We start from the raw sequence: 22,130 nt of genomic DNA, 5'->3' as shown, positions 1-22,130 counted from the left end.
GGGGGAGGGGCGGGGCGGTCGCGGGTGTCGCTGTCAGGACTTGGTCTTGGCCGGCGAACTGGGCTTCTGGGGCGACTTCTTGGAGGAGTCGTCGGACGCCTCGTCAGTCGCCTTGTCGGTCGCCGCGCCGGTCGCCTTGTCAGTTGCCTTGCCGGTCGCCTTCGGGCTGCCGGCGCCGCCGGCGTTCGCGTCGGCGACGGCCGCGACCGCGTCCTCGGCGGCCATCGTGGCGCCCTTCAGGATGGTCTCGGCGGACGGCGTCTTCGAACCGGCGTAACCGGCGCCGTTGTAGTTGACGACCACGACGACGTTCCCCGTACGGGCGACGATCGTCGTGAACCGGAAGTCCTCGTCCGTCTTGGACTGGTCGTACGTGATCTTCGTGGCCTGGTCGCCGATGCCGCTGACGGACCCGGTCGCGACGTTCTTCGCGCCGTCGGTCGCCTCGGTCCTCTTGATCTGCTTGTCGAACTCCTCGCCGGCGCGGGCGGCCCCGCTGCCCAGGGTCTGGTCGGAGGCGAAGCGGGTGAAGCCCACGTCCAGCCAGCGGTACTGGGAGCCCTTGACGCCCTTGTCGGCCAGCCCGTTCCAGGAGCAGCCGCCGCGGACGGACGTGTCGCTGGACTTGCTGCGGGTGCCGTTCTTGCTCTTGGCCGAGGGGACCAGGGACTTGACGGTCTTCGCCTCGATCGCCTTGCAGGGGTCGGGCAGCTCGGCGAACTTCGCCGGCTCGACGGCCGGTTCCGACTTCGTCGCTTCCGGCGAGGCGGAGGCGGAGGAGTCCGCCTCCTTCTTGTCGTCGGAGTCCGACGAGCAGCCGGCGACGACGAGCATCACCGGGACGGCGGCGCAGGCGAGTATGCGGGTGAGTCGCGGGGCTGATCGGTGCATGGTTCCTTCACTCGGATGGCGCGGCGGTCGGGGGACGGGGGTGCGGCGGTAGCCGGGCGGAGACAGGCCGCGGCGATCGGCCGCCGGTGGCTCCGGAGGGCCACGGTACGACGGACGGCGACCGGATGCCGCTTTCGCCGGCGGGCGCGGGGAGCGGTGCGCGGGCGGCCCCGGCGGGGCGCCGGAGGCGTCAGTCGTTGAACGAGTCGACCAGCTGGCGGGCCAGTGCCTGGGCCTTCTCCTGGAGTTCCTTGCTGTCGGGGACATCGGTGGGCATGGCCGGCTGGGCGGTGTACTCGACGGTCACGATGACGTTGGATGTGCGGAACACCACGCTCACGGTGCGGTGGCGGGCGGGGGAGCCGGCCCGGCTGAGCGCGTCGTCCAGGAACGCGCTGTCGCCCAGCTTGTCCAGCAGCCGGGGCTGGAGGCTGTCGGCGGGGCTCCCGGCGCCGGCGCCGCCGGTGCCGTCGGCGTCCCCGGACTCGCCGGTGCCGTCCGGGTCCTCCGTGTCCGCGTCCGGGGCGCCGGAGCCGGACGGGGAGGCGTCGGGGCTCTCGGGCGGCAGGCCGGAGTCGGGCAGGTCGGCGGCGGTCTCCTTCTTCGCGTACACCTCGCGGGCGCGGTCGTCGTCGCTCACCGCGGTGTCGTAGGAGACGACGCGCTCGAAGTCCAGGTGGATGCCGCGGGTGCCCTCGGGGGCGTCGGACTTCCAGCGGCAGCCGATCCGCCGGTCGGTGTCGTACGTGACCGTGGCCGCGCCCTCGAACACCTTGTCCTGCTGGGCCTCGGGCATGTCGGCGGTGCCGGGCAGGAGGTCCTTGAGGGTGGCGCGCGGGATGGCGCGGCAGGCGTCGGGGAGGGTGCGGTACTTGCCCGGGGGAGCGGAGGAGACGGTCGGCGTACTCGGCTTGCCGTCGGGATCGGAATCGCCGCTTCCGGAATCGCCGGTGCAGCCGGCGGCGAGCGCTGCGATGAGCACGGCGCCGGTCGCGTACGCCATTCGTCGCACGGTCCTGGGCTCCCTTCGTGCGAAAAACGGTTGCCGCCCGATGGCGGCCGGTGGACACAATGTGTATCGCACGCGCCGCTGTGAACGCCGGTCGGCCGACTCATTTGCCGATCTTGGCGCCGGTTTTGCGCTTTCAGACTTTTACGGGGGAATCGAGGGGTTATGTCGTATGTAGAGGTACCGGGTGCGAAGGTTCCCATCCGGATGTGGACCGACCCGGCGTCGGTCGAGGACGTGGCGATGCAGCAGCTGCGCAACGTCGCCACGCTGCCCTGGATCAAGGGCCTGGCCGTGATGCCCGACGTCCACTTCGGCAAGGGCGCCACGGTCGGCTCGGTGATCGCCATGCACGGCGCGGTCTGCCCGGCGGCGGTCGGCGTGGACATCGGCTGCGGCATGTCCGCGGTGAAGACCTCGCTGACCGCGAACGACCTCCCGGGCGACCTGTCCGGCCTCCGCTCGAAGATCGAGCAGGCCATCCCGGTCGGCCGCGGGATGCACGACGACCCGGTCGACCCGTCCGGCCTGTACGGCCTGGCGGCCGGGGGCTGGGACGACTTCTGGGGGCGGTTCGACGGGGTGGCCGAAGCGGTCAAATTCCGTCAGGAACGTGCCACAAAGCAGATGGGAACGCTCGGCGGGGGCAATCACCACATCGAGGTCTCGCTGGACGAGTCCGGAGCGGTGTGGCTCACGCTGCACTCCGGCTCCCGTGCGATCGGCAAGGAACTGGCCGACTTCCACATCGGCCGGGCGCAGGGGCTGGCTCACAACCAGGGCCTGGTCGACCGCGATCTGGCCGTCTTCCTCGCGGACACCGAGCCGATGCGGGACTACCGCAACGACCTGTTCTGGGCGCAGGAGTACGCGAAGTACAACCGCGCGACCATGATGGCGCTGCTGAAGAACGTCATCCGCAAGGAGTTCAAGAAGGCGAAGGTGACCTTCGAGCAGGAGGTCAGCTGCCACCACAACTACGTCGCGGAAGAGCGTTACGAGGGCATGGACCTGCTGGTGACCCGCAAGGGCGCCATCCGGGCCGGTGCGGGGGAGCTGGGCATCATCCCGGGGTCCATGGGCACGGCCACGTACATCGTGAAGGGCCTCGGCAACGAGAAGGCGTTCAACTCGGCCTCGCACGGCGCCGGCCGCCGGATGAGCCGGAACGCGGCGAAGAAGCGGTTCTCCGCGAAGGATCTGGCGGCGCAGACGCAGGGCGTGGAGTGCCGCAAGGACTCCGGTGTTGTGGACGAGATCCCCGCCGCGTACAAGCCGATCGAGCAGGTCATGGAGCAGCAGCGGGACCTGGTGGAGGTCGTCGCCAAGGTGAAGCAGGTCATCTGCGTGAAGGGCTGAGGGCGGGCAGGCCGGGGCCTCCCGCCTTCGCCCAACGGTTCAGCTCTGGATCTGCCCTGATCTCAGCCGCCACAGCCGGACCGAACAGCTGGCCGTGGTGCGGTCGAGCTCCACCGCTGCGGCCGCCGCGTCTCCCGATCGCAGGAGCAGTTCGTCCTCCCAGGCCTTCCAGCGTCGGTTCCTGGCGCGAGGCTTGAGTCCTGGCGGACGCTGCCAGGCGGAGAGGGACGTGGCGGACGCCCGCTTGCGAGGCAGCGCGAGGCACCCCGGATAGTAGAAGTGCTCGGCCAGCGTCACAGCGGCCTCCATCGTGTACAGGATGTTGTAGACGCCGTCCCGGCTGTTCCGCGCGATCGAACGCCGAGTGCCGGTGACCTTTTTCGCGTAGAAGCAGAGGTACGCGCCCACGGCCGTGCTGGCCGTGGTGAGCGATACGAACGGGAAGCCCTGGGCGGTGTAGCCGAGCGAACCGTCGGCGTCGATCACGCCCCGAAGGTAGTCGCGTGGGGAGAAGTCGACGCGCGGCGGCTGGATACGTCGAGACTTGCGGCCGTAGGGAAGGCCGAGTTCGTTCATCACGGTCCGGGCTTCGAGTGAGCAGAGGGTCCAGATCGCCGAGTGGTGACTCTCGGAGAAGTTGGTGGCCCGGACGCGTTCGTTGATGCTGGAGTTGTACGGGGTGAGCCGCTGGAACTCGCGGAGGATGGCGATGTCCCGCACGTTGATCTCGACGGTGAGGCGGCCTTTCCTGCCTGCTCCGGCGGCCAGGTGACCATCGGCTTGGACGAAGCCGAACATGTAGCTGTACTCGGGATCGGTGAGATCCATGAATCCGCTCGTGCGGGGCGCCGGAAGGCCGGTGTCGAAAAGCGCGAGGGCGTTAGGGTCGTGCTCGGCCACGGGAAGCTCCACTTCCTTGGTGGTCAGGCTCTCGGCCGGGCTGCAATCCCGGGCCGAGAGCCGCTCTGTATGAAGTTGTGACCGACCGTATGCCGGTGATCTGCGCTGTTTCCGGCGATCGGGGAGCTTTCCCTCGGACGGGTGACGGACCTCGGAGAGGTCAGCTGGTGCGGTGCACCTTCGAGTTGGATGCCTGGGCTCGGGGGCGGACCACCAGGAGGTCGATGTTGACGTGGCTGGGGCGGGTGACCGCCCAGTTGATCGTGTCGGCCACGTCGTCGGCGGTGAGGGGGGCCTCGACGCCCGCGTAGACCTTGGCGGCCTTGTCCGTGTCGCCGCGGAAGCGGGTGGTGGCGAACTCCTCGGTCTTGACCATGCCCGGGGCGATCTCGATGACGCGGACCGGGGTGCCGACGATCTCCAGGCGCAGGGTCTCGGCCAGGACGTGTTCGCCGTGCTTGGCGGCCACGTAGCCGCCGCCGCCCTCGTAGGTGGAGAGGCCGGCCGTCGAGGAGAGGATGACCACCGTGCCGTCGCCGCTCGCGGTGAGGGCGGGCAGGAGGGCCTGGGTCACGTTGAGGGTGCCGATGACGTTCGTCTCGTACATCTGGCGCCAGTCCTGCGGGTCACCCGTGGCGACCGGGTCGGCGCCCAGCGCGCCGCCCGCGTTGTTCACCAGGACGGCCAGGGAGCGGAAGGCGGTGGCGAACTCGTCCACCGCCGCGCGGTCGGTCACGTCCAGCGCGTAGGCCGTCGCCTGGTGGCCGGCCTCGGTGATCTCGGCGGCCAGGGCCTCGATGCGGTCCTTGCGGCGGGCGGTGAGCACGACGCGGTAGCCGGAGGCCGCCAGCTGCCGGGCGGTCGCGGCGCCGATGCCGCTGCTCGCTCCGGTGACGACGGCGATGGGGGTTGCGGCCATGGTCGGGCTCTCCTCGGACGGCTGAACGGTACGGTCGAACGGGGCCAGGATAGGCAGGCCGGGCCCGGGTCAGTGGTTGCGGGGGGCGTACATGATCACGGCCATCCCGGCCAGGCAGACCAGCGCTCCGGTCACGTCCCAGCGGTCCGGCCGGTAGCCGTCGGCGACCGCGCCCCAGGCGATCGAGCCCGCCACGAAGACCCCGCCGTAGGCCGCGAGCACCCGCCCGAACTCGCCGTCCGGCTGAAGCGTCGCCACGAAGCCGTACGTGCCCAGCGCGATGATCCCCGCGCCGATCCAGGCCCACCCCCGGTGCTCGCGCACGCCCTGCCAGACGAGCCAGGCGCCGCCGATCTCGAACAGCGCGGCGAGGACGAACAGGGCGACGGAGCGGAGCACGGACATGGGAGCAGGGTGTCACGGGCGGTGCGCCGCGCGACGCGCCGGACACGAGGTGCTCCGCGCCGGCCACGCGGGGCCCGTACGCGTGCCGGGCGGGCCCCCCGGGGCTTCGTACACTCTCCGCATGCCGCCGAAGCAGTCCCCCGACCGCAGCGCCCTGCTGGCCGAGATGTCCGTCGTGCGGCGGCGCTGCACGGCCGCGTACGCGCTGTTCAACCAGGCCGTCGCCGACCGGCTGGGGCTGCACCCGACCGACCTCCAGTGCCTGAACCTGCTCGGCCTGGAGCCGGCGCCCGTCACCACGGGCCGGGTCGCCGAGCTGACCGGGCTCACCACCGGCTCGGCGACCCGGCTGGTGGACCGGCTCGTGCGGGCCGGTTACGTGACCCGGGCGCGGGACACCGCGGACCGGCGGCGGGTGCTCGTGGCGACCGTGCCCGAGCGGATGGCGGAGTTCGGCGCGGTGTGGAAGCGGCTGAACGCCGGCTGGGACGCGCTGTTCGACGCGTACGACGACGAGGAGGTCGCCCTGCTGCTCGGCCACATGCGGCGGACCGTGGAGCTGAGCACGACGCAGATCGCGCGGCTCCGGGACGGCGACGCCTGACCGGGCGCCGCTCTCAGCCCGCCACCGGGCCGAAGTCGCGGACCGCTTCCGCGACGATCGCCTCCAGCCGGGCGTGGTGAGCGCCGCGCCAGTAGACCCGCCCGCACTCCACGCACTGCGCGAACACGTCGTACGTCCGCCGCGTCCCGTGTTCCAGGTGCGGGCCGACCGTGTCCTTGTCGGCCGCCGTCAGCGGGCCGTTGCAGGCGGTGCACCGGGTCCACGGGGCGAGCGCCGGGGCGAACCGCTCCAGCACGTCCCGCAGCTGCTCGTCGGGCCGGTCGCTGTAGACGTACGCCCCCGCCCAGAGCTCGCGGCGGTGCAGCAGCCCCCGGTCCCGGGAGAGCAGGACGCGCCGCTCCTTCGCGGAGAGCGCGGCCAGGGCGGGGTCGCCGATGTCCTCGCTCTCGTACGCGGCGTCGACGCCGAGCAGCCGCAGCCGGCGGGCGAGGGTCCCGAGGTGGACGTCGAGCAGGAAGCGCAGGGGCGCCCCCGGCACGTGCTGCGGGCGGTGCACCGGGCGGACCTCGACCAGCTCCCCGGCGGCCGGGATGTGCGAGGCGGGGGCCGGGCGGCCGTCCACGAGGAGTTCGCCGGCCTCGGTGAGCGGGATGCCCAGGGACTCGACGACATGGCCGAGCGTGGACGCGCCGTCGGTGGCCACCGGTGTCCGCCCCTGCCGGCGCCCGTGGGCCACGAAGAGCCTGAGCTCGGGGGCGACTTCGAGGTGGATCTCCGGTCCGTTCACCCGGTCAGGATGCCATCGGGGGTCCCGCGGTGACCATGGATTTCAGGGCCGGAGGGCGGCGGCGTGCTCGGCGGCCCGGGTGGCGAAGGCGCGGGCGGGGCGGCCGCCCCGGTGCGGGAGGGCGGTGAGCGCGGTGCCGACGCGGCCGCGGCAGCCGGTGACGAGCGTGGGGATGGGCCTCCCGCCGCCCCCGCCATGGGTGAGCGCGTCGTGCGTGCATCGCGCTACGCAGGTCAATGTCCCGGAGGGGGCGTCACCCGTCAAACGCGTGGGTCAGGCGTCCGCGCGCAGGTCCAGCCGCCAGTCGTTGGTGAGGAGCGGACGGCCCGGCGGGTACTCGATCTCGCACTCGCCGAGCAGCGTGAAGCCCACCTTGCGGCAGACGCCGTTCGACGGGCCGTTCTCCACGGACGGATAGGCGTGCAGATAGCGGTGCTTGTGGGCGGCGCGCGCCGCGTCGGCCACCGCGCGCGTGGCGGCCGAGGCGATGCCCCGGCCCTGGAACTCCGGCAGGACCGTCCAGCCCGTCTCGTACACCTCCCGGTCCCGCCAGGGCCGCTCCCAGAAGCCGATGGTGCCCACGGCCTCCGCCCCGCCGGCCAGGGCGACGCGGAACATCCGGCCCCGGCCCGTCCGGTCGGCGCTGAGCGCGACGTAACGGGCATGGCGCGCCGTCAGCTGCGCCTCCGTCTCCGGCCCGCCCAGGTGGGCCATCAGCTCCGGCGCGTTGGCCCGGCGGAGCAGGTCCAGGTCGTCGTCGGACCAGGGCTCGATGCGTACGGAGGGCGCCGCGGCGTGCTGCACAGAGGTCATGGCCGCACTGTAGGACCCGGCACCGACAGGGAGGCGGCCTTCAGCGGGCGCCCAGCGCGGTCGGCGGGACGCCGAGCGTCGCCGTGAAGTCCCGGACCAGGTGCGCCTGGTCGCTGTAGCCGAGGTCGGCGGCGAGGGCCGCCCAGTCCACGTCCGGGTCCGCGCCGGCGCGTTCCAGCGCCTCGTGGATGCGGTAGCGCAGGATGACCCACTTGGGGCCGACCCCCACGTACGCGGCGAACAGCCGTTGCAGCGAGCGCGCCGACACGCCCTCGGCGCGGGCGAGCCCGTCGACGCGCAGGACGGTGCGGTCGGTGCGCACCAGGTCCACCAGGTCCATCGCGAGATCGGCGCGCGGGTCGGGCTCGGGGCCGAGCGCCAGCAGGTACGCGTCGAGCGCGGCGACCCGGTCGTCCTCGGCCGCCGGGTCCAGCACGGCGGCGGGCGGCGCGGGCGGCGCCGCCGGCGCGAACACGTCGGCCGCCGGGAGGCGCCGGCCCGTCCACCGCGAGACCGGCGCGCCGGGCGCGAACGGCCGGAAGCCGCCCGGCCGGAACTGCGCCCCGCAGACCCGCCCGCGCCCCTCCAGCTTCTGCGTGAACAGCTCCAGGCCGATGCCCGAGACCTCGGCGTACCCCGCGTCCTCGTCGCCGCAGCCCGGGTACCGCTCGAAGACGAGGTTGACGCTCGGGTGCGGGACGAGATGCGAGGCGTACGGCTGGGTGAGGTCCCAGTCGATCAGCCAGTAGTGCTCCAGATACCGGCGCAGCCCGGGCGCGGGCTCGCGGCGCCGGAACCGCACGTGCGCGAACAGTTCGGGCGCGTCGACGATGCCCCGGGTGTCGCGCCGGGGGCCTCCGTGAGCGGCCACGACGGCAGATCCTACGAGCGCTCGCGGCCCTCGGCCAGTCGCGCGGCCTGCTGTGTGTACGGGGAGGGCGGCGCGGGACGCCTGCGCCGCCACCAGGTGCTCGCCACCGTGTAGAGGCCGCTGGCGAGGAGCAGCGCGGGGATGGACAGGGTCAGGAGTGTGTCGCCCATGGCAGCCTCCTTCGGGAGGGCGGTGCCTCCTGCATCGGCACGTCGGGCGGCCCGGCTGAAGATCATTCTTTGGCCATTCCATGGCCGGAACCGGCCGGCCGACAGGTGTCCTTCGAGCACGTGAGCGCAGGTGGGGGCGGTGACGCGTACCCCTTCGGGCAACCGTCCGGTTTCCGCCATGACGGCGATCCGACACCGGTCACCCCTGTGCAGGGCGGGGCCCCGCTCGTTAAACCCGTGTCATGAGATCCATACCCAGGCGCCGGTACCTTCCGGCGGCCACAGCGCTGACCATGGCGCTCACCGGATGGGCCGGGGTGCCGGCCGCGGCTGCCGAGCCCGTCGCCACCCCGGCGGCGAGCGGTTCCACCGGTGCGTCGTACGACATCACCCTGGTCACCGGTGACGTCGTCCACTTCACCGATCTGCCCGGCGACCACGACATCGTGACGGTCGATCCCGCGGACGGCGCCTCGGGCGGCGTACAGGTCCAGACCCAGGGCGGGCACACCTTCGTGGTGCCGGAGCGGGCCATGCCGCTGCTGGCCGCCGACCGGCTGGACCCCCGCCTGTTCGACGTCACCGGTCTGGTGGCGATGGGTTACGACGACGCCCGCGCCGGTTCCGTCCCGCTCATCGCGACGGCCTCCGGGCGCGGCCGGTCGGCCCGGCCCCCGGCGGTGCCCGAGGGCGCGGCGCGGGTGCGCACGCTCGGCTCGATCGACGCGAGCGCGCTGCACGCCGACAAGGACCGCGCCCGGACCTTCTGGAAGGCCGTGGCCCCCGGCGCCGCCCCGGACACGCTGGCCGGAGGCATCGGCAAGCTCTGGCTCGACGGCCGGGTGACGGCCTCGCTCGCGGACGACACCGCGCAGATCAAGGCGAACGCCGCCTGGCAGAAGGGCTACGACGGCAAGGGGGTCCGGGTCGCCGTCCTCGACACCGGCGCCGATCTCGACCACCCGGACCTCGCCGGCCAGGTCGAGGCGTCCCGGAGCTTCGTCGACGGTGAGGCCGTGGACGACGGCAACGGGCACGGCACCCATGTCGCGTCCACCATCGCGGGCACCGGCGCCGCGTCCGGCGGCACGGAGAAGGGCGCGGCGCCCGGCGCCCGGCTGCTGGTCGGCAAGGTCCTCGCCGACGCGGGCACCGGCGCCGACTCCGACACGATCGCGGGCATGGAGTGGGCGAAGGCCCAGGGCGCGGACATCGTCTCGATGAGCCTGGGCTCGCCCGAGCCGTCCGACGGGGACGACCCGATGTCGCTGGCCGTGGACGCCCTCTCGGCGGACGGCGGCCCGCTCTACGTGATCGCCGCGGGCAACGCCTACGACCCGGGCAGCATCGGTGCCCCGGGCGCCGCGTCCGCCGCGCTGACGGTCGGAGCCGTCGACGGGCACGACGAGCGGGCCGCGTTCTCCAGCCAGGGCCCGCTGGACGGCAGCCACCGCCTGAAGCCGGACGTGTCGGCGCCGGGCGTGGACGTCACGGCCGCCGCCTCGCAGTCCGTGCCGGGCTGGACCGGCGGGCTCTACCGGACGATGAGCGGTACGTCGATGGCCACCCCGCTCGTCTCCGGCGCCGCCGCGATCCTCAAGCAGCGCCACCCCGACTGGAGCGGCGAGCGCGTCAAGGCCGCGCTGATGACGACCTCCGAGCGGACCGCGGAGAGCCCCTACGAGGTGGGCACCGGCCGGATCGACACGGCCGCCGCCCTGGACTCGGTGACCGAGGCGACGGGCTCGGTCGAGGCCGCCGCGTACAACTGGCCGAACGCCGACGCGAAGCCGACCGTCCGCACGATCACCTACCGCAACGACGGCGACCGGGACGTCACGCTCGACCTCACCACCGGCACCGACGAGGACGCCTACACGCTGTCGGCGTCGCGGCTCCGGCTCCCCGCCGGCTCCACCGCCGACGTCACGCTGACCCTCGACCCGTCGAAGGTCCCCGCGGGCACCACGTACTCCGGCCAGGTCGCCGCCACCGACGCCGCCACCGGCGCCGTGGTCGCCCACACCGGGTTCGCTCTGTTCAAGGAGCGGGAGATGTACGACTTCACCATCAAGGTGCGGGACCGCGACGGCAAGCCCGCCTCGGACTCGGTCGTCCTCTACGACCCGACCTCCACCACACCCGAGTACTTCGACGTCGACGGCGAGCGGACGCTGCGCCTGCCGCCGGGCCGCTACACGGCCTCGTCGTACATGGACGTCCCCGGCGACGGCCCCGACTCGCTCGGCACGGCGTTCCTGCTCGCGCCCGAGGTGTCGCTCGGCCCGGACCACCCGGGCGCGGCCGTCACCCTCGACGCGAGCGAGGCCCGCAAGGCGTACGCGGTGCCGCAGCGGGAGAGCGAGACGGTCTCGGCGGTCTTCGGCCTGGCCCGCGACTACCCCGGGGCCGCCGACCACGACTGGTCCAGCTCCATGCAGCTGCCGGTCGCCTACGACTCGGTCTACCTGACGCCCACGCCGAAGCCCGCCGACGGTTCGCTGGACGGGTTCCTGCACTGGCGGATGCGGCAGAAGACGCTCGACGCCCGCACGGGCGGCGGCCCGGACATCGCCCTGCTCGCCCAGTCGGACACCGCCTACCACGACGGGACGCGCAACCTGCCCCTGGTGTACGCGGGACAGGGCGCCGCCGCCGACTACGCGGGGCTCGACGCGCGCGGCAAGGCCGTCGTCATCGAACGGAGCGACGCGGTCACGGCGAACGCGCGGGCGCAGGCCGCCGCCGACGCGGGCGCCGCGATGCTGCTGATCGTCAACGACGCGCCGGGCAGGCTGTACCAGTCCTACACCGGAGGCGGTGACGTCACGGTCGCCACGGTGGAGCGCACACCGGGGGCCACGCTCATCGCCGAGGCCCGCACCGGCCGGAAGAAGCTGAAGACCACTCAGCGGCAGTTCCCGGACTACACCTACGACATGGTGCAGAAGTTCCAGGGCGGCCTTTCCACGAAGGCCATGGTCTACCGGCCGCACGACCACGAGCTCGCCCGCGTGGACAACAGCTTCTACGCGCCGGCCGGCACGCCCGGCTTCGGCGGGCGCTACTTCGTGCCGGCCTGGGGCCCGGCCCTCGGCGGCGACAGCTACGAGCGCTACGGACGCACCGTCACCGAGTACGTCACCCCGGGGACACAGGCCCTCGGCACCTGGTGGGAGCAGCACGAGGGCCTGGGCCCGGCCGCCGGCTACCGCGAGAGCGGCTACGCCGCGTCCTACTCCGCCGGGAAGCCGTACGACGGAGCGTGGTTCAAGCCGGTCCAGGCCCCGCGCGCCGGCAAGGACTTCGGCGTCTACCAGAACCGCACCCTGCTGAACTGGAACATCCCGGTCCTGTCGGGCGGCGGTGACGGCCACACCGGCTTCGGCGGCACGGCCCGCTCCCGGCTGACCCGCGACGGCGTCCAGGTGGCGGCGTCCAACTCCCGGTCCGGCCGCGCGTCGAACCTGGCGGCGGGCTCCTACGAGCTGACGGTGACCGGTGAACGCCCCGCCGCGCCCTGGACCACCTCGGTCCGCACGGAGACCACCTGGGGCTTCGACTACGCGCCGCTGTCCGCCGACGGGCCCGGCCGCGCGGACCTGCCGCTGCTGAACCTCGGCTACGACGTCGACACGGACCTCCAGGGCACGGCCCGGGCGGGCAAGCGCCTCGCGCTCGGCCTGAGCGCGGCCACGTTCCCCGGTGACGTGACGGCGCGCACGGCCACCCTCCAGGTCTCCTACGACGACGGGGCGACCTGGAGCGACGCCGAGCTGAAGCGCACCGGCGACGGCCGCTGGACGGCGGACCTCCGCACCCCGCGCGACGCCACCGCGCTCTCGCTGCGCGCCGCCGCCACGGCGCCCCGCGGCCTCTCGGTCCGGCAGGACGTCGTCCGGGCGGTCACGCTGCGCTGAACCGGACGGGGGACACGGGGGCGGGGGCGGTCCGGCACACCGGGCGGCCCCCGCCCCCGTCACACCCAGCCCCGGTCCCTCGCGTACCAGCCGAGCTGGAGGCGCGTCGTCGCGTCGGCCCGGGCCATGAGCGCCTGGAGCCTGCGCTGCACGGTGCGGACCGACAGGCGTACCTGGCCGGCCACCGCCGTGTCCGTGAGACCGGCGAGCAGGAGCCGCAGGATGTGGGCGTCGACCGTGTCGATGTCGGCGTGCGGCTGCTCCTGGTAGGGCCGGGAACGCTGCCACACCTGCTCGAACAGCTCCCGCGCCACATGCGCCAGGCCGCCGCGCAGGACCACCGCCGGGTCCACGTCCGCCGCGCGCCCGTGCAGCGGCAGCATGGCCACGGCGCCGTCGCACAGGATCAGCTTGTAGGGGACCTCGGTGACCGTCCGCACCTCGACCCCGTCGGCGAGGGACTGGGCGACCTCGTCCGACGCGCCCGGCTCGCTCAGGAACCCCTGGTCCACGACGGCCCGCACCCGCACCCGCCGGGAGATCGCCGTCACCTCCGCGCTGTCCGCCGGGGTGACCGCCTGAGGAGTGCCCGCCGAGAAGATGTCGATGGTCCTGCGTGCCGAGAGCTGGAGCTGGAGGTAGCGGGTACGGATCGCCTCGGTGCCCTCGACGATCTCCACGAGGTCGCGCTGGGCCCGGTCGGCTGTCGTCGTCCGGTACGTCTCCGCGAGCCGCGCCACGGTCAGCTCGGCGCGCTGGAGGCGTTCGCGCCGGGCGGCGAGCTCGGCCCCGAGGGCGACGGCGGGCGGGGCCGCGGCATAGCGCCGCCCGTCGGAGACGCGCAGGACCAGCCCCCGGCCCACCAGGGCCAGCAGCACCTCCTCCGTCCGCTCCTCGCTCACCCCGGCCGCGCGGGCCAGCTCCGGGCGGGCGGACGAGGGCAGCGCGATCAGCGCCTGGTAGACGGCGGCCTCATCGACGGCCAGGCCGAGATCCTCCAGGCCCATGGCGGCCCCCACTTCTGCGCTGCTTACACGTGTCGAACCGGCGGGTCAGCAGTGTCGCAGGCCGTCTTCGCGGCTGTCCCGTCACGGCCAGACCAGGCAGTACGCCTGGTGGCCGGCGTCGTGCAGGCGGTGGCTGAAGTCCTGCCACTCGTGGAGCAGCTGGTAGACGTTGAACGCGTCGCTCGGGCCGCCGCGGTCCGGGACCGTGGACCAGATGAAGGCGGCGGCGCCCACCGACTCCTCGCCGACGCCGCGCAGCGGGTCGACCACGGTCATGGGGAGCTTGACCACCGCGTAGTCGGGGTGCAGGACGACCAGTTCCAGCGGGGGGACCCGGTGCAGAGGTATGCCCTGGATGCCGGTGAGGACCATCGCGGCCACGGTCTCCGGCTTGATCTTGGTGAACATGCCGCCCATGCCGAGCTCGTCGCCGCCGAGCTCCTCGGGGCGCATGGAGATGGGCACGCGTGCCGCGGTGGCTCCGTCGGGAGCACCGAAATACTTGTAGGTCACCCCCACCCGGCCACCACTCCCGCTCCCGGCTCCGCCGCCCGTCCGCGCCTCACCCGCCTGTATGCCCTGCGTGTGCTCGGTCTCGCGCCGCCGGTGCCGGCCGCGCCGGGCAGGCTCGGGCCCCGGGCCGTCCGTCCCTTCGCCCACTCCGCCACCGCGATGCATATCTCATCCACCCGACTGCTCACTGGGAGGCACGGCCCCCGCCGTGCGACCCGATCATCGTGTCAGTGACCTCCCCCACGGGCGTGCGGTGAAACACCTGTCCGCAAAGACCGTCCGTGGCTCTGACACCATGGCATGTGTGAGCTTTCCCTATGACGCCCCAGTTTCGCAGACGCTTTTCGACCGCGCGTCCCTCGTGACGCCCGGCGGCGTGAACTCTCCTGTCCGAGCCTTCCGGGCCGTGGGCGGTACGCCCCGTTTCATGGTGTCCGGTACCGGTCCGTACCTGACCGACGCCGACGGGCGCGAGTACGTCGACCTCGTGTGCTCGTGGGGGCCGATGATCCTCGGCCATTCCCACCCCGAGGTGATCGCCGCGGTCCAGGAGGCCGTCGCCCGCGGCACCTCGTTCGGTACGCCCGGTGAGGGCGAGGTCGCGCTCGCCGAGGAGATCGTCGCGCGCGTCGAGCCGGTCGAGCAGGTGCGGCTGGTGTCGTCGGGGACCGAGGCGACGATGTCCGCGATCCGCCTCGCCCGCGGGTTCACCGGCCGGGCCAAGGTCGTGAAGTTCGCCGGCTGCTACCACGGCCACGTGGACGCCCTGCTCGCGTCGGCCGGGTCCGGCGTCGCGACCTTCGGGCTGCCGGACACCCCCGGGGTCACCGGCGCGCAGGCGGGCGACACCATCGTGCTGCCGTACAACGACCTGGAGGCCGTGCGCGCCGCGTTCGCCGCGCACCCCGGCGAGATCGCGTGCGTGATCACCGAGGCGTCGCCGGGCAACATGGGCGTCGTCCCGCCGCTGGACGGGTTCAACGCGGGGCTCAAGGAGCTGTGCGCCGCCAACGGTGCGCTGTACATCTCGGACGAGGTGATGACCGGTTTCCGTACGTCGAAGGCCGGCTGGTACGGCGTCGACGGGGTCCGGCCGGACCTGATGACCTTCGGCAAGGTCATGGGCGGCGGCTTCCCGGCCGCGGCGTTCGGCGGGCGCGCGGACGTGATGGCGCACCTGGCCCCGGCCGGCCCGGTCTACCAGGCGGGCACGCTGTCCGGGAACCCGGTCGCCACCGCCGCCGGGCTCGCGCAGCTGCGACTGCTTGACGACGCCGCGTACGCGAAGGTGAACGCGGTCTCCGCGGAGATCCGGGGCCTGGTGAGTGCCGCCCTGGACAAGGAGGGCGTCGCGCACACCGTCCAGGCGGCGAGCAACATGTTCTCGGTCTTCTTCACCGACGGGCCCGTCCGCGACTACGAGGACGCCAAGCGGCAGGAGGCCTTCCGCTTCACCCCGTTCTTCCACTCGATGCTGGCGCAGGGCGTCTACCTCCCGCCGTCCGCGTTCGAGTCGTGGTTCGTGTCCACCGCGCACGACGCGCAGGCCGTCGAGCGCATCGCCGCCGCCCTGCCCGCCGCCGCCCGCGCCGCCTCGGAGGCCACCGCATGAGCGAGAAGAACCCCGACGACATCACCGTGGTCCACCTGATGCGCCACGGCGAGGTGCACAACCCGGAGGGCGTGCTGTACGGGCGCCGGGCCGGGTACCACCTCTCGGAGCTGGGCCGGCGGATGGCCGACCGGGTCGCCGAGCACCTGGAGAAGCGCGACATCACGTACGCCGTCGCCTCCCCGCTGGAGCGCGCCCAGGAGACCGCGACCCCGATCGCCAAGGCGCACGGCCTGGACCTCGCCACGGACGAACGGCTCATCGAGGCCGCCAACGTCTTCGAGGGCAAGACCTTCGGCGTCGGCGACGGCGCGCTGCGCAAGCCGGACAACTGGAAGCACCTGACGAACCCGTTCCGCCCGTCCTGGGGTGAGCCGTACATCGAGCAGGTCGTCCGCATGATGGGCGCGCTCGACGCGGCGAAGGACGCGGCGCGGGGCCACGAGGCGGTCTGCGTCAGCCACCAGCTCCCGATCTGGATCGTCCGCAGCTTCGTGGAGCGGCGCCGGCTCTGGCACGACCCGCGCAAGCGGCAGTGCACCCTCGCCTCGCTGACCAGCTTCACGTACCGGGGCGACAAGATCGTCTCGGTCGGTTACTCGGAGCCGGCCCGCGATCTGGTCCCCGCGCATCTGCGGGCCGGCGCCAAGCCGGTGAAGGGCGCGTCGAAGGGGTTCGGGGCGTAGCGGCCCTGCGGGTCGAAATCAGCACTTACGTTCGATCATCGTCGGGTCTGGTTTCGTAAAGAATTTTGTGCTATCCGGGGGAACCCCCGTGTGGCTCCTCCCATCTAAGCGTTTGCCAGTTTGTATGTACTTAAGGCAAAACGACCGCAGATGGGAAGCCGCATGCGTGAGATCAGCCGAAGGGGATTGCTCGGAGCCGGTCTCGGTGCCGCGGCCGCCGCCGGAATGGCGGGGTGCGGCACCACCGGCTCCTCCGGCCCAGGCACCGGAGACGGAAGCCCGGGCCCGGACCAGGGCGCGACCGGACAGAAGGCGGCCGGCGGAACCTCGAAGGGCACCGGGAACAAGAAGAACGTCCGCGCCATCGGCGACGGTTCCACCGCCTATACCGGGAAGCAGCCCAAGCAGCCGCAGGCACCCGTGCCCCTGGAACCCGGGCAGAAGCCGCCGCAGTTCGTGATCTTTTCCTGGGACGGGGCCGGCGAAGTCGGCAACGGGCTCTTCCCGCGCTTTCTGGAACTCGCCCGGGAACACGACGCGTCGATGACTTTCTTCCTCTCCGGCCTCTATCTCCTGCCGGAATCGAAGAAAACGCTCTACCGCCCGCCGAACAACCCCGTCGGCGCCTCCGACATCGGCTATCTCACCGACGGCCACCTCAAGGAAACGCTGAAGAACGTCCGGCAGGCATGGCTCGACGGCCACGAGATCGGCACCCACTTCAACGGGCATTTCTGCGCCGGCTCCGGATCGGTCGCCCGCTGGACCCCCGCCCAGTGGCAGAGCGAAATCGACCAGGCGATCTCCTTCGTCACCCAATGGCGCACCAACACCGGCTGGGACGGCGAGGAATCGCTCCCCTTCGATTACCGCAAGGAACTCGTCGGCGGCCGGACCCCCTGCCTCCTCGGCCAGGACAACCTGCTGCCCACCGCCAGGAAGCTCGGCTGGCGCTACGACGCCAGCTCGCCCGGCGGCACCCAGGTCTGGCCCGTCAAACGCCAGGGCGTCTGGGACCTCCCGCTCCAGGGCATCCCCTTCCCCGGGCACACCTTCGAAGTCCTCTCCATGGACTACAACATCCTCGCCAACCAGTCGCACAACTCCACCAAGGGAATGACCTCCCGCTATCCCGGCTGGCGCGAACAAGCCACACAGTCCTACCTCAGCGGATTCAAACGCGCCTACGAGACGAACCGCGCGCCCTTCTACATCGGAAACCACTTCGAGGAGTGGAACGGCGGCATCTATATGGACGCCGTCGAGGAAACCCTCAAGCACATCGCCGGGAAACCGGATGTGCGCCTCGTCTCCTTCCGGCAGTTCGTCGACTGGCTCGACGCCCAGGACCCGGCGGTCCTCGCCAAGCTCCGTACACTCCAGGTCGGCGAAGCACCCGCGGGAGGCTGGAACGCCTTCTTTAAACGAGCCTGACAACGGGCTTTACGGGCACCGAGGGGGGTGCCCAAGATCCCCGGAACGGCCATGCGAAACTTTTCACATGAGCCATGGCCGCGCACCCCGACGCCGCTTCACGCTGCTCGCCGCCCCCCTGGCGGCCGCCGCGCTCGCACTGACGCTGACCGCGTGCGACTCCGGCGACAAGACCACCGGCGGCGGCGACACCAACTTCGTCACGGGCACCGGCGGAATCGCCACCGCGCCCCAGGACGAGCGCGTCGACGCACCGGACCTCGCGGGCGAGACCGTGGACGGCAAGCAGCTCGACCTCGCCGACTACAAGGGCAAGATCATCGTCCTGAACGTCTGGGGCTCGTGGTGCGCCCCCTGCCGGCTCGAAGCGAAGTACTTCAAGAAGGTCGCCGAGGCCACCAAGGACAAGGGCGTGCAGTTCGTGGGCATCAACACCCGCGACAACTCCAAGAGCAACGCCGTGCAGTTCGAAGAGAGCCACCAGACCCCCTACCCCAGCTTCTACGACCGGACCGGGAAGCTCCTGCTCCGCTTCCCCAAGGGCACCTTCCGGCTCCAGTCCATCCCGTCGACCGTCGTCATCGACCGGAACGGCAAGCTCGCCGCCCGCTTCGTCGGCCCGATGGACGACACCGATCTGCACAAGATGCTCGACCCGCTGATCGCGGAGAAGTGATCAGGTGAGCACCCTCGCCGCCGCCATGCAGAACGACACCGTCATGAACGGTGCCCTGCTGGTCGCCCTGCCCATCGCGCTGCTCGGCGGGCTCGTCTCCTTCTTCTCGCCCTGCGTCCTGCCGCTCGTCCCCGGCTACCTCAGCTACGTCACCGGGGTCAGCGGCGCCGACCTCGCCGAGGCCCGGCGCGGCCGGATGGTCGCCGGAGCCTCGCTGTTCGTCGTCGGCTTCACCGCCGTCTTCGTCTCGGGCGGCGCCCTCTTCGGCTACTTCGGCGACACCCTCCAGGCCAACAGCGGGCCCCTCACCAAGGTGCTCGGCGTGCTGATGGTCCTCATGGGCGTCTTCTTCATGGGCCTCATGCCGTGGATGACGCAGCGCGAATTCCGTATCCACAAGAAGCCGGTGACCGGCCTGGTGGGCGCCCCGCTGCTCGGCGCCCTCTTCGGCATCGGCTGGACCCCGTGCCTGGGGCCCACGCTCAGCTCGGTGTCCATCCTCGCGATGGACCAGGGCACCGCCGGACGCGGCGCCGTACTGACCGTGGCCTACTGCCTCGGCCTGGGCATCCCCTTCGTGCTCGCCGCCGTCGCCTTCCGCAAGGCGCTCGGCGCGTTCGGGTGGGTCAAGCGCCACTACGCCTGGGTGATGCGCATCGGCGGCGGCATGATGATCGTGACCGGGCTGCTCCTGCTCACCGGCGCGTGGGGCAGCATGATGCAGGAACTACAGGGCTGGTCGGCCGGCTTCCAGGTGGGGATCTGAGTACCAATGAGCAACACCACGTCCAACCCCTCCCAGGAGCGGGACCAGGAGAACGCAGCTGAGCTCGGCGCCGCCGGCTCCCAGCTCTCCACCGCCCCCCGCGAGGAGCCCCTGGCCAACCTCCCCGCCATGGGCGTCATCGGCTGGCTCCGCTGGTTCTGGCGCCAGCTCACCTCCATGCGGGTCGCGCTGATCCTGCTCTTCCTGCTCTCGCTCGGCGCCATCCCCGGCTCGCTGATCCCGCAGAACAGCGTGGACGAGCTGAAGGTGCAGACGTTCAAGGACGCGCACACCTTCGTCACGCCGATCTACGAGAAGCTCCAGTTCTTCGACGTCTACAGCTCGGTGTGGTTCTCCGCGATCTACATCCTGCTGTTCGTCTCGCTCATCGGCTGCATCGTCCCGCGCACCGCCACCTTCGTCGGCCAGCTCCGCAGCCGCCCGCCGGGCGCGCCCAAGCGCCTCACCCGGCTGCCCGCGTACACCACCTGGCGCACCGAGGCCGAGCCGGAGCAGGTCCACGAGGCCGCGCTCGCGATCGTCCGCAAGCGCCGCTACCGGGCCCACCTCGCCGGGGACGCCGTCGCCGCCGAGAAGGGCTACCTCCGCGAGGCCGGAAACCTCGTCTTCCACATCGCGCTCATCGTGATGCTCGTCGCCTTCGCCTGGGGCCAGCTCTTCAAGTACGAGGGCGCCAAGCTGGTCGTCGAGGGCGACGGGTTCTCCAACACGACCACCCAGTACGACAACTTCAAGTCCGGCTCGCTCTACGACGACGACGAGCTGACCCCGTTCAGCTTCACCCTGGACGACTTCATCGGCACGTACGAGCGCAAGGGGCCGCAGATCGGCACCCCGCGCACGTACGAGGCGCGCGTGACCTTCTCCGACGGCGCGTACGGCAAGCCGCAGAAGAAGGTCATCAAGGTCAACGAACCCCTCGTCGTCGACGGCACCAAGGTCTACCTCAACGCCCACGGCTACGCCCCCGTCGTCTCCGTCAAGGACGGCCGGGGCAAGGAGGTCTACAAGGCCGCCGTCCCGCTGCTGCCCCTGGACAACAACGTCACGTCGAGCGGCGCCATCAAGGTGCTCGACGGCTACCGCGACAAGAACGGCAAGACCGAGCAGCTGGGCTTCCAGGCGTTCTTCGTGCCGACCTTCGCCGGCAACGGCAAGGGCACGATGTTCTCCCAGTTCCCGGCCGCCGACTTCCCCGTCCTCGCGCTCAACGGCTACCACGGCTCGATCGGGGTCGACTCCGGCATCGCGCAGAACGTGTACCAGCTGGACACGAGCAAGATGAAGGAGTTCAAGGACGCCGACGGCAAGCAGCTCAAGCAGCGCCTCCTCGTCGGCGAGACGATGAAGCTGCCCGACGGGGCCGGCTCCATCACCTTCGAGGGCCTCCAGGAGTGGGCGAGCTTCCAGATCTCCGAGCAGCCCGCCAGCGGCTGGGCGCTCACCGGCGCCGTGGCCGCCATCGCCGGACTCGCCGGCTCCCTGTTCATCCAGCGCCGACGCGTCTGGATCCGGGCCGTACGCGGCGCCGACGGCGTCACCGTGGTCGAGATGGCCGGGCTCGGCCGCAGCGAGTCCGCGAAGCTTCCCGAGGAGCTGGCCGACCTCGCGGTCACGCTCAACGCCGAGGCGCCCACCGCGCCCGGCACCGACAGCGACGTCGCCGAGGCGTCCTCCGTAGAACCCGCCGAAGGGGCTGAGAAGTGAATCTCGCCGCCGCAACCAACGAGAACCTGGCGCACACCAGCAATGTGCTGGTCTATTCCTCGATGGCCGTCTACACCCTGGCCTTCTTCGCGCACATCGCGGAGTGGGTGTTCGGCAGCCGCAGCAAGGTCGGCCGCACCGCCGCCGAGCTGACCGCCGAGCAGGGCTCCGCCGGCACGGTGAAGGTCCAGGTCGCCACCAAGGGCGGCGGCACCGCCGTCCTGGAGAAGCCCAAGGTCATCACCCGGTCCGCCACCGGCTCGCGGGACGTCCCGGACGGGCCCGGCGCCGCCGGCGGCACCTTCAAGGGCGACCTCTACGGGCGGATCGCTGTCTCGCTGACCGTCCTCGCGTTCCTGGTCGAGGCGGCCGGTGTCGTCGCCCGCGCGCTCTCCGTGCAGCGTGCCCCCTGGGGCAACATGTACGAGTTCTCCATCACCTTCTCCACGGTGGCGGTCGGCGCGTACCTGGTCCTGCTCGCGCTGAAGAAGAACGTCCGCTGGATGGGCCTGATCCTGGTCACGGCCATCCTGCTGGACCTCGGCCTCGCGACCACGGTGCTCTACACCTCCAGCGACCAGCTGGTGCCCGCGCTGCACTCGTACTGGCTGTGGATCCACGTCTCCACCGCCATCATCTGCGGCGCGGTCTTCTTCATCGGCGGCATCGGCACGCTGATCTACCTCTTCCGCGACAGCTACGAGAACAAGCTCGCGAACGGCGGGGAGCCGGGCTCCTTCGCCCACTCCGTGCTCTCCCGCATGCCGTCCGCGTCGACCCTCGACAAGTTCTCGTACCGGATCAACGCGGCCGTCTTCCCGCTGTGGACGTTCACGATCATCGCGGGCGCGATCTGGGCGGGCGACGCCTGGGGCCGCTACTGGGGCTGGGACCCCAAGGAGGTCTGGTCCTTCATCACCTGGGTCGCGTACGCCGCGTACCTGCACGCCCGCGCCACCGCCGGCTGGAAGGGCCGCAAGGCCGCCTACCTGGCCCTGATCGCCTTCGCCTGCTGGATCTTCAACTACTACGGCGTCAACATCTTCGTCACCGGCAAGCACTCGTACGCCGGCGTCTGACGCACACCGCTGCACCGCCT

The 22,130-nt window shown here is 71.7% G+C and carries 22 protein-coding genes; 10 read left to right on the top strand and 12 right to left on the bottom strand.

Annotation, left to right across the window (positions count from 1 at the left end; translation table 11 throughout):
• Nucleotides 1–33: 33 nt before the first annotated feature.
• Together FKN01_RS26150 and FKN01_RS26145 are read right to left on the bottom strand one after the other, a co-directional pair.
• Nucleotides 34–891: a DUF3558 domain-containing protein gene (locus FKN01_RS26150; RefSeq protein ID WP_143624766.1), complete on the bottom strand. Its 858-nt coding sequence runs from the start codon at nt 889–891 to the stop codon at nt 34–36.
• Nucleotides 892–1,081: 190 nt separating this feature from the next.
• Nucleotides 1,082–1,894 carry a DUF3558 domain-containing protein gene (locus FKN01_RS26145; RefSeq protein ID WP_143624764.1) on the bottom strand — a complete coding sequence of 271 codons (813 nt, stop codon included), beginning with the start codon at nt 1,892–1,894 and terminating at the stop codon, nt 1,082–1,084.
• A 171-nt stretch (nt 1,895–2,065) separates the two neighbouring features.
• Between FKN01_RS26145 and FKN01_RS26140 the strand changes: the two genes are divergently transcribed.
• On the top strand, nt 2,066–3,259 hold the full coding sequence (locus FKN01_RS26140) for an RtcB family protein (protein ID WP_143624762.1): 1,194 nt from the start codon (nt 2,066–2,068) through the stop codon (nt 3,257–3,259).
• Nucleotides 3,260–3,298: 39 nt separating this feature from the next.
• Here the strand turns inward: FKN01_RS26140 and FKN01_RS26135 are convergent, their stop codons facing one another.
• From FKN01_RS26135 to FKN01_RS26125, 3 genes are all read right to left on the bottom strand, one after another.
• Nucleotides 3,299–4,159 carry a hypothetical protein gene (locus FKN01_RS26135; RefSeq protein WP_143624760.1) on the bottom strand — a complete coding sequence of 287 codons (861 nt, stop codon included), beginning with the start codon at nt 4,157–4,159 and terminating at the stop codon, nt 3,299–3,301.
• A gap of 160 nt (nt 4,160–4,319) precedes the next feature.
• A complete protein-coding gene (locus tag FKN01_RS26130) occupies nt 4,320–5,078 on the bottom strand; it encodes an SDR family NAD(P)-dependent oxidoreductase (protein ID WP_143624758.1) in 759 nt (252 codons plus the stop codon).
• Between the two features lie 69 nt (nt 5,079–5,147).
• The gene (locus tag FKN01_RS26125; protein ID WP_143624756.1) at nt 5,148–5,483 is read right to left on the bottom strand and encodes a YnfA family protein; all 336 of its coding nucleotides are present in this window, start codon (nt 5,481–5,483) and stop codon (nt 5,148–5,150) included.
• Nucleotides 5,484–5,604: 121 nt separating this feature from the next.
• On the opposite strand from FKN01_RS26125, the gene FKN01_RS26120 reads away from it, so the two are divergent.
• Nucleotides 5,605–6,087 carry a MarR family winged helix-turn-helix transcriptional regulator gene (locus FKN01_RS26120; RefSeq protein WP_143624754.1) on the top strand — a complete coding sequence of 161 codons (483 nt, stop codon included), beginning with the start codon at nt 5,605–5,607 and terminating at the stop codon, nt 6,085–6,087.
• 13 nt (nt 6,088–6,100) lie between these two features.
• Here FKN01_RS26120 and FKN01_RS26115 read toward each other — a convergent pair whose 3' ends face one another.
• The 5 genes from FKN01_RS26115 to FKN01_RS32645 are packed head-to-tail and all read right to left on the bottom strand — an operon-like array spanning nt 6,101 to nt 8,689.
• Nucleotides 6,101–6,835, bottom strand: coding sequence for a Mut7-C RNAse domain-containing protein (locus FKN01_RS26115; RefSeq protein WP_143624752.1), 735 nt, complete (start codon nt 6,833–6,835; stop codon nt 6,101–6,103).
• Between the two features lie 42 nt (nt 6,836–6,877).
• The gene (locus FKN01_RS26110; RefSeq protein WP_143624750.1) at nt 6,878–7,072 is read right to left on the bottom strand and encodes a hypothetical protein; all 195 of its coding nucleotides are present in this window, start codon (nt 7,070–7,072) and stop codon (nt 6,878–6,880) included.
• Nucleotides 7,073–7,108: 36 nt separating this feature from the next.
• Nucleotides 7,109–7,648, bottom strand: a complete 540-nt coding sequence (locus tag FKN01_RS26105) for a GNAT family N-acetyltransferase (RefSeq protein ID WP_143624748.1) — start codon at nt 7,646–7,648, stop codon at nt 7,109–7,111.
• A 40-nt stretch (nt 7,649–7,688) separates the two neighbouring features.
• Nucleotides 7,689–8,519 carry a helix-turn-helix domain-containing protein gene (locus tag FKN01_RS26100; RefSeq protein WP_143624746.1) on the bottom strand — a complete coding sequence of 277 codons (831 nt, stop codon included), beginning with the start codon at nt 8,517–8,519 and terminating at the stop codon, nt 7,689–7,691.
• An 11-nt stretch (nt 8,520–8,530) separates the two neighbouring features.
• Entirely contained in the window at nt 8,531–8,689 is a 159-nt protein-coding gene (locus tag FKN01_RS32645) for a hypothetical protein (protein ID WP_185992991.1), read from the bottom strand.
• Nucleotides 8,690–8,931: 242 nt separating this feature from the next.
• Between FKN01_RS32645 and FKN01_RS26095 the strand changes: the two genes are divergently transcribed.
• Nucleotides 8,932–12,609, top strand: a complete 3,678-nt coding sequence (locus FKN01_RS26095) for a S8 family serine peptidase (protein WP_260697013.1) — start codon at nt 8,932–8,934, stop codon at nt 12,607–12,609.
• A gap of 59 nt (nt 12,610–12,668) precedes the next feature.
• Here FKN01_RS26095 and FKN01_RS26090 read toward each other — a convergent pair whose 3' ends face one another.
• Entirely contained in the window at nt 12,669–13,616 is a 948-nt protein-coding gene (locus FKN01_RS26090) for a helix-turn-helix domain-containing protein (RefSeq protein WP_143624745.1), read from the bottom strand.
• 81 nt (nt 13,617–13,697) lie between these two features.
• A complete protein-coding gene (locus FKN01_RS26085; RefSeq protein ID WP_143624743.1) occupies nt 13,698–14,294 on the bottom strand; it encodes a hypothetical protein in 597 nt (198 codons plus the stop codon).
• 130 nt (nt 14,295–14,424) lie between these two features.
• Between FKN01_RS26085 and hemL the strand changes: the two genes are divergently transcribed.
• The 7 genes from hemL (at nt 14,425) to ccsB (ending at nt 22,110) form a co-directional block, all read left to right on the top strand.
• A complete protein-coding gene (hemL, locus tag FKN01_RS26080; RefSeq protein WP_143624816.1) occupies nt 14,425–15,741 on the top strand; it encodes a glutamate-1-semialdehyde 2,1-aminomutase in 1,317 nt (438 codons plus the stop codon).
• Nucleotides 15,738–16,427: a histidine phosphatase family protein gene (locus tag FKN01_RS26075; RefSeq protein WP_143624741.1), complete on the top strand. Its 690-nt coding sequence runs from the start codon at nt 15,738–15,740 to the stop codon at nt 16,425–16,427. Before hemL ends, FKN01_RS26075 begins: the two co-directional genes overlap by 4 nt.
• A gap of 162 nt (nt 16,428–16,589) precedes the next feature.
• Nucleotides 16,590–17,861, top strand: coding sequence for a hypothetical protein (locus FKN01_RS26070; RefSeq protein ID WP_143624739.1), 1,272 nt, complete (start codon nt 16,590–16,592; stop codon nt 17,859–17,861).
• 67 nt (nt 17,862–17,928) lie between these two features.
• Nucleotides 17,929–18,537 carry a TlpA disulfide reductase family protein gene (locus FKN01_RS26065; RefSeq protein ID WP_143624737.1) on the top strand — a complete coding sequence of 203 codons (609 nt, stop codon included), beginning with the start codon at nt 17,929–17,931 and terminating at the stop codon, nt 18,535–18,537.
• 25 nt (nt 18,538–18,562) lie between these two features.
• Nucleotides 18,563–19,303 (top strand): cytochrome c biogenesis protein CcdA, encoded by a 741-nt coding sequence (locus FKN01_RS26060; protein WP_185992994.1) that lies wholly within the window; start codon nt 18,563–18,565, stop codon nt 19,301–19,303.
• A 6-nt stretch (nt 19,304–19,309) separates the two neighbouring features.
• Nucleotides 19,310–21,031 carry a cytochrome c biogenesis protein ResB gene (locus FKN01_RS26055; RefSeq protein ID WP_143624733.1) on the top strand — a complete coding sequence of 574 codons (1,722 nt, stop codon included), beginning with the start codon at nt 19,310–19,312 and terminating at the stop codon, nt 21,029–21,031.
• Entirely contained in the window at nt 21,028–22,110 is a 1,083-nt protein-coding gene (ccsB, locus tag FKN01_RS26050) for a c-type cytochrome biogenesis protein CcsB (protein WP_143624731.1), read from the top strand. The genes FKN01_RS26055 and ccsB overlap by 4 nt, the downstream gene beginning before the upstream one ends.
• Nucleotides 22,111–22,130: the final 20 nt, after the last annotated feature.

The sequence above is a fragment of the Streptomyces sp. 130 genome (assembly GCF_007096885.1).
In the GTDB taxonomy this organism is placed as follows: domain Bacteria; phylum Actinomycetota; class Actinomycetes; order Streptomycetales; family Streptomycetaceae; genus Streptomyces.
This window is presented reverse-complemented; position numbering and strand designations above follow the sequence as displayed.

Coding starts and splice junctions, on each gene's coding strand:
- FKN01_RS26150 (WP_143624766.1), bottom strand. CDS start 891: ATGCACCGATCAGCCCCGCGACTCACCCGCATACTCGCCTGCGCCGCC.
- FKN01_RS26145 (WP_143624764.1), bottom strand. CDS start 1,894: ATGGCGTACGCGACCGGCGCCGTGCTCATCGCAGCGCTCGCCGCCGGC.
- FKN01_RS26140 (WP_143624762.1), top strand. CDS start 2,066: ATGTCGTATGTAGAGGTACCGGGTGCGAAGGTTCCCATCCGGATGTGG.
- FKN01_RS26130 (WP_143624758.1), bottom strand. CDS start 5,078: ATGGCCGCAACCCCCATCGCCGTCGTCACCGGAGCGAGCAGCGGCATC.
- FKN01_RS26125 (WP_143624756.1), bottom strand. CDS start 5,483: ATGTCCGTGCTCCGCTCCGTCGCCCTGTTCGTCCTCGCCGCGCTGTTC.
- FKN01_RS26120 (WP_143624754.1), top strand. CDS start 5,605: ATGCCGCCGAAGCAGTCCCCCGACCGCAGCGCCCTGCTGGCCGAGATG.
- FKN01_RS26105 (WP_143624748.1), bottom strand. CDS start 7,648: ATGACCTCTGTGCAGCACGCCGCGGCGCCCTCCGTACGCATCGAGCCC.
- FKN01_RS32645 (WP_185992991.1), bottom strand. CDS start 8,689: ATGGGCGACACACTCCTGACCCTGTCCATCCCCGCGCTGCTCCTCGCC.
- FKN01_RS26095 (WP_260697013.1), top strand. CDS start 8,932: ATGAGATCCATACCCAGGCGCCGGTACCTTCCGGCGGCCACAGCGCTG.
- FKN01_RS26090 (WP_143624745.1), bottom strand. CDS start 13,616: ATGGGCCTGGAGGATCTCGGCCTGGCCGTCGATGAGGCCGCCGTCTAC.
- FKN01_RS26085 (WP_143624743.1), bottom strand. CDS start 14,294: ATGCATCGCGGTGGCGGAGTGGGCGAAGGGACGGACGGCCCGGGGCCC.
- hemL (WP_143624816.1), top strand. CDS start 14,425: ATGGCATGTGTGAGCTTTCCCTATGACGCCCCAGTTTCGCAGACGCTT.
- FKN01_RS26075 (WP_143624741.1), top strand. CDS start 15,738: ATGAGCGAGAAGAACCCCGACGACATCACCGTGGTCCACCTGATGCGC.
- FKN01_RS26070 (WP_143624739.1), top strand. CDS start 16,590: ATGCGTGAGATCAGCCGAAGGGGATTGCTCGGAGCCGGTCTCGGTGCC.
- FKN01_RS26065 (WP_143624737.1), top strand. CDS start 17,929: ATGAGCCATGGCCGCGCACCCCGACGCCGCTTCACGCTGCTCGCCGCC.
- FKN01_RS26060 (WP_185992994.1), top strand. CDS start 18,563: ATGCAGAACGACACCGTCATGAACGGTGCCCTGCTGGTCGCCCTGCCC.
- FKN01_RS26055 (WP_143624733.1), top strand. CDS start 19,310: ATGAGCAACACCACGTCCAACCCCTCCCAGGAGCGGGACCAGGAGAAC.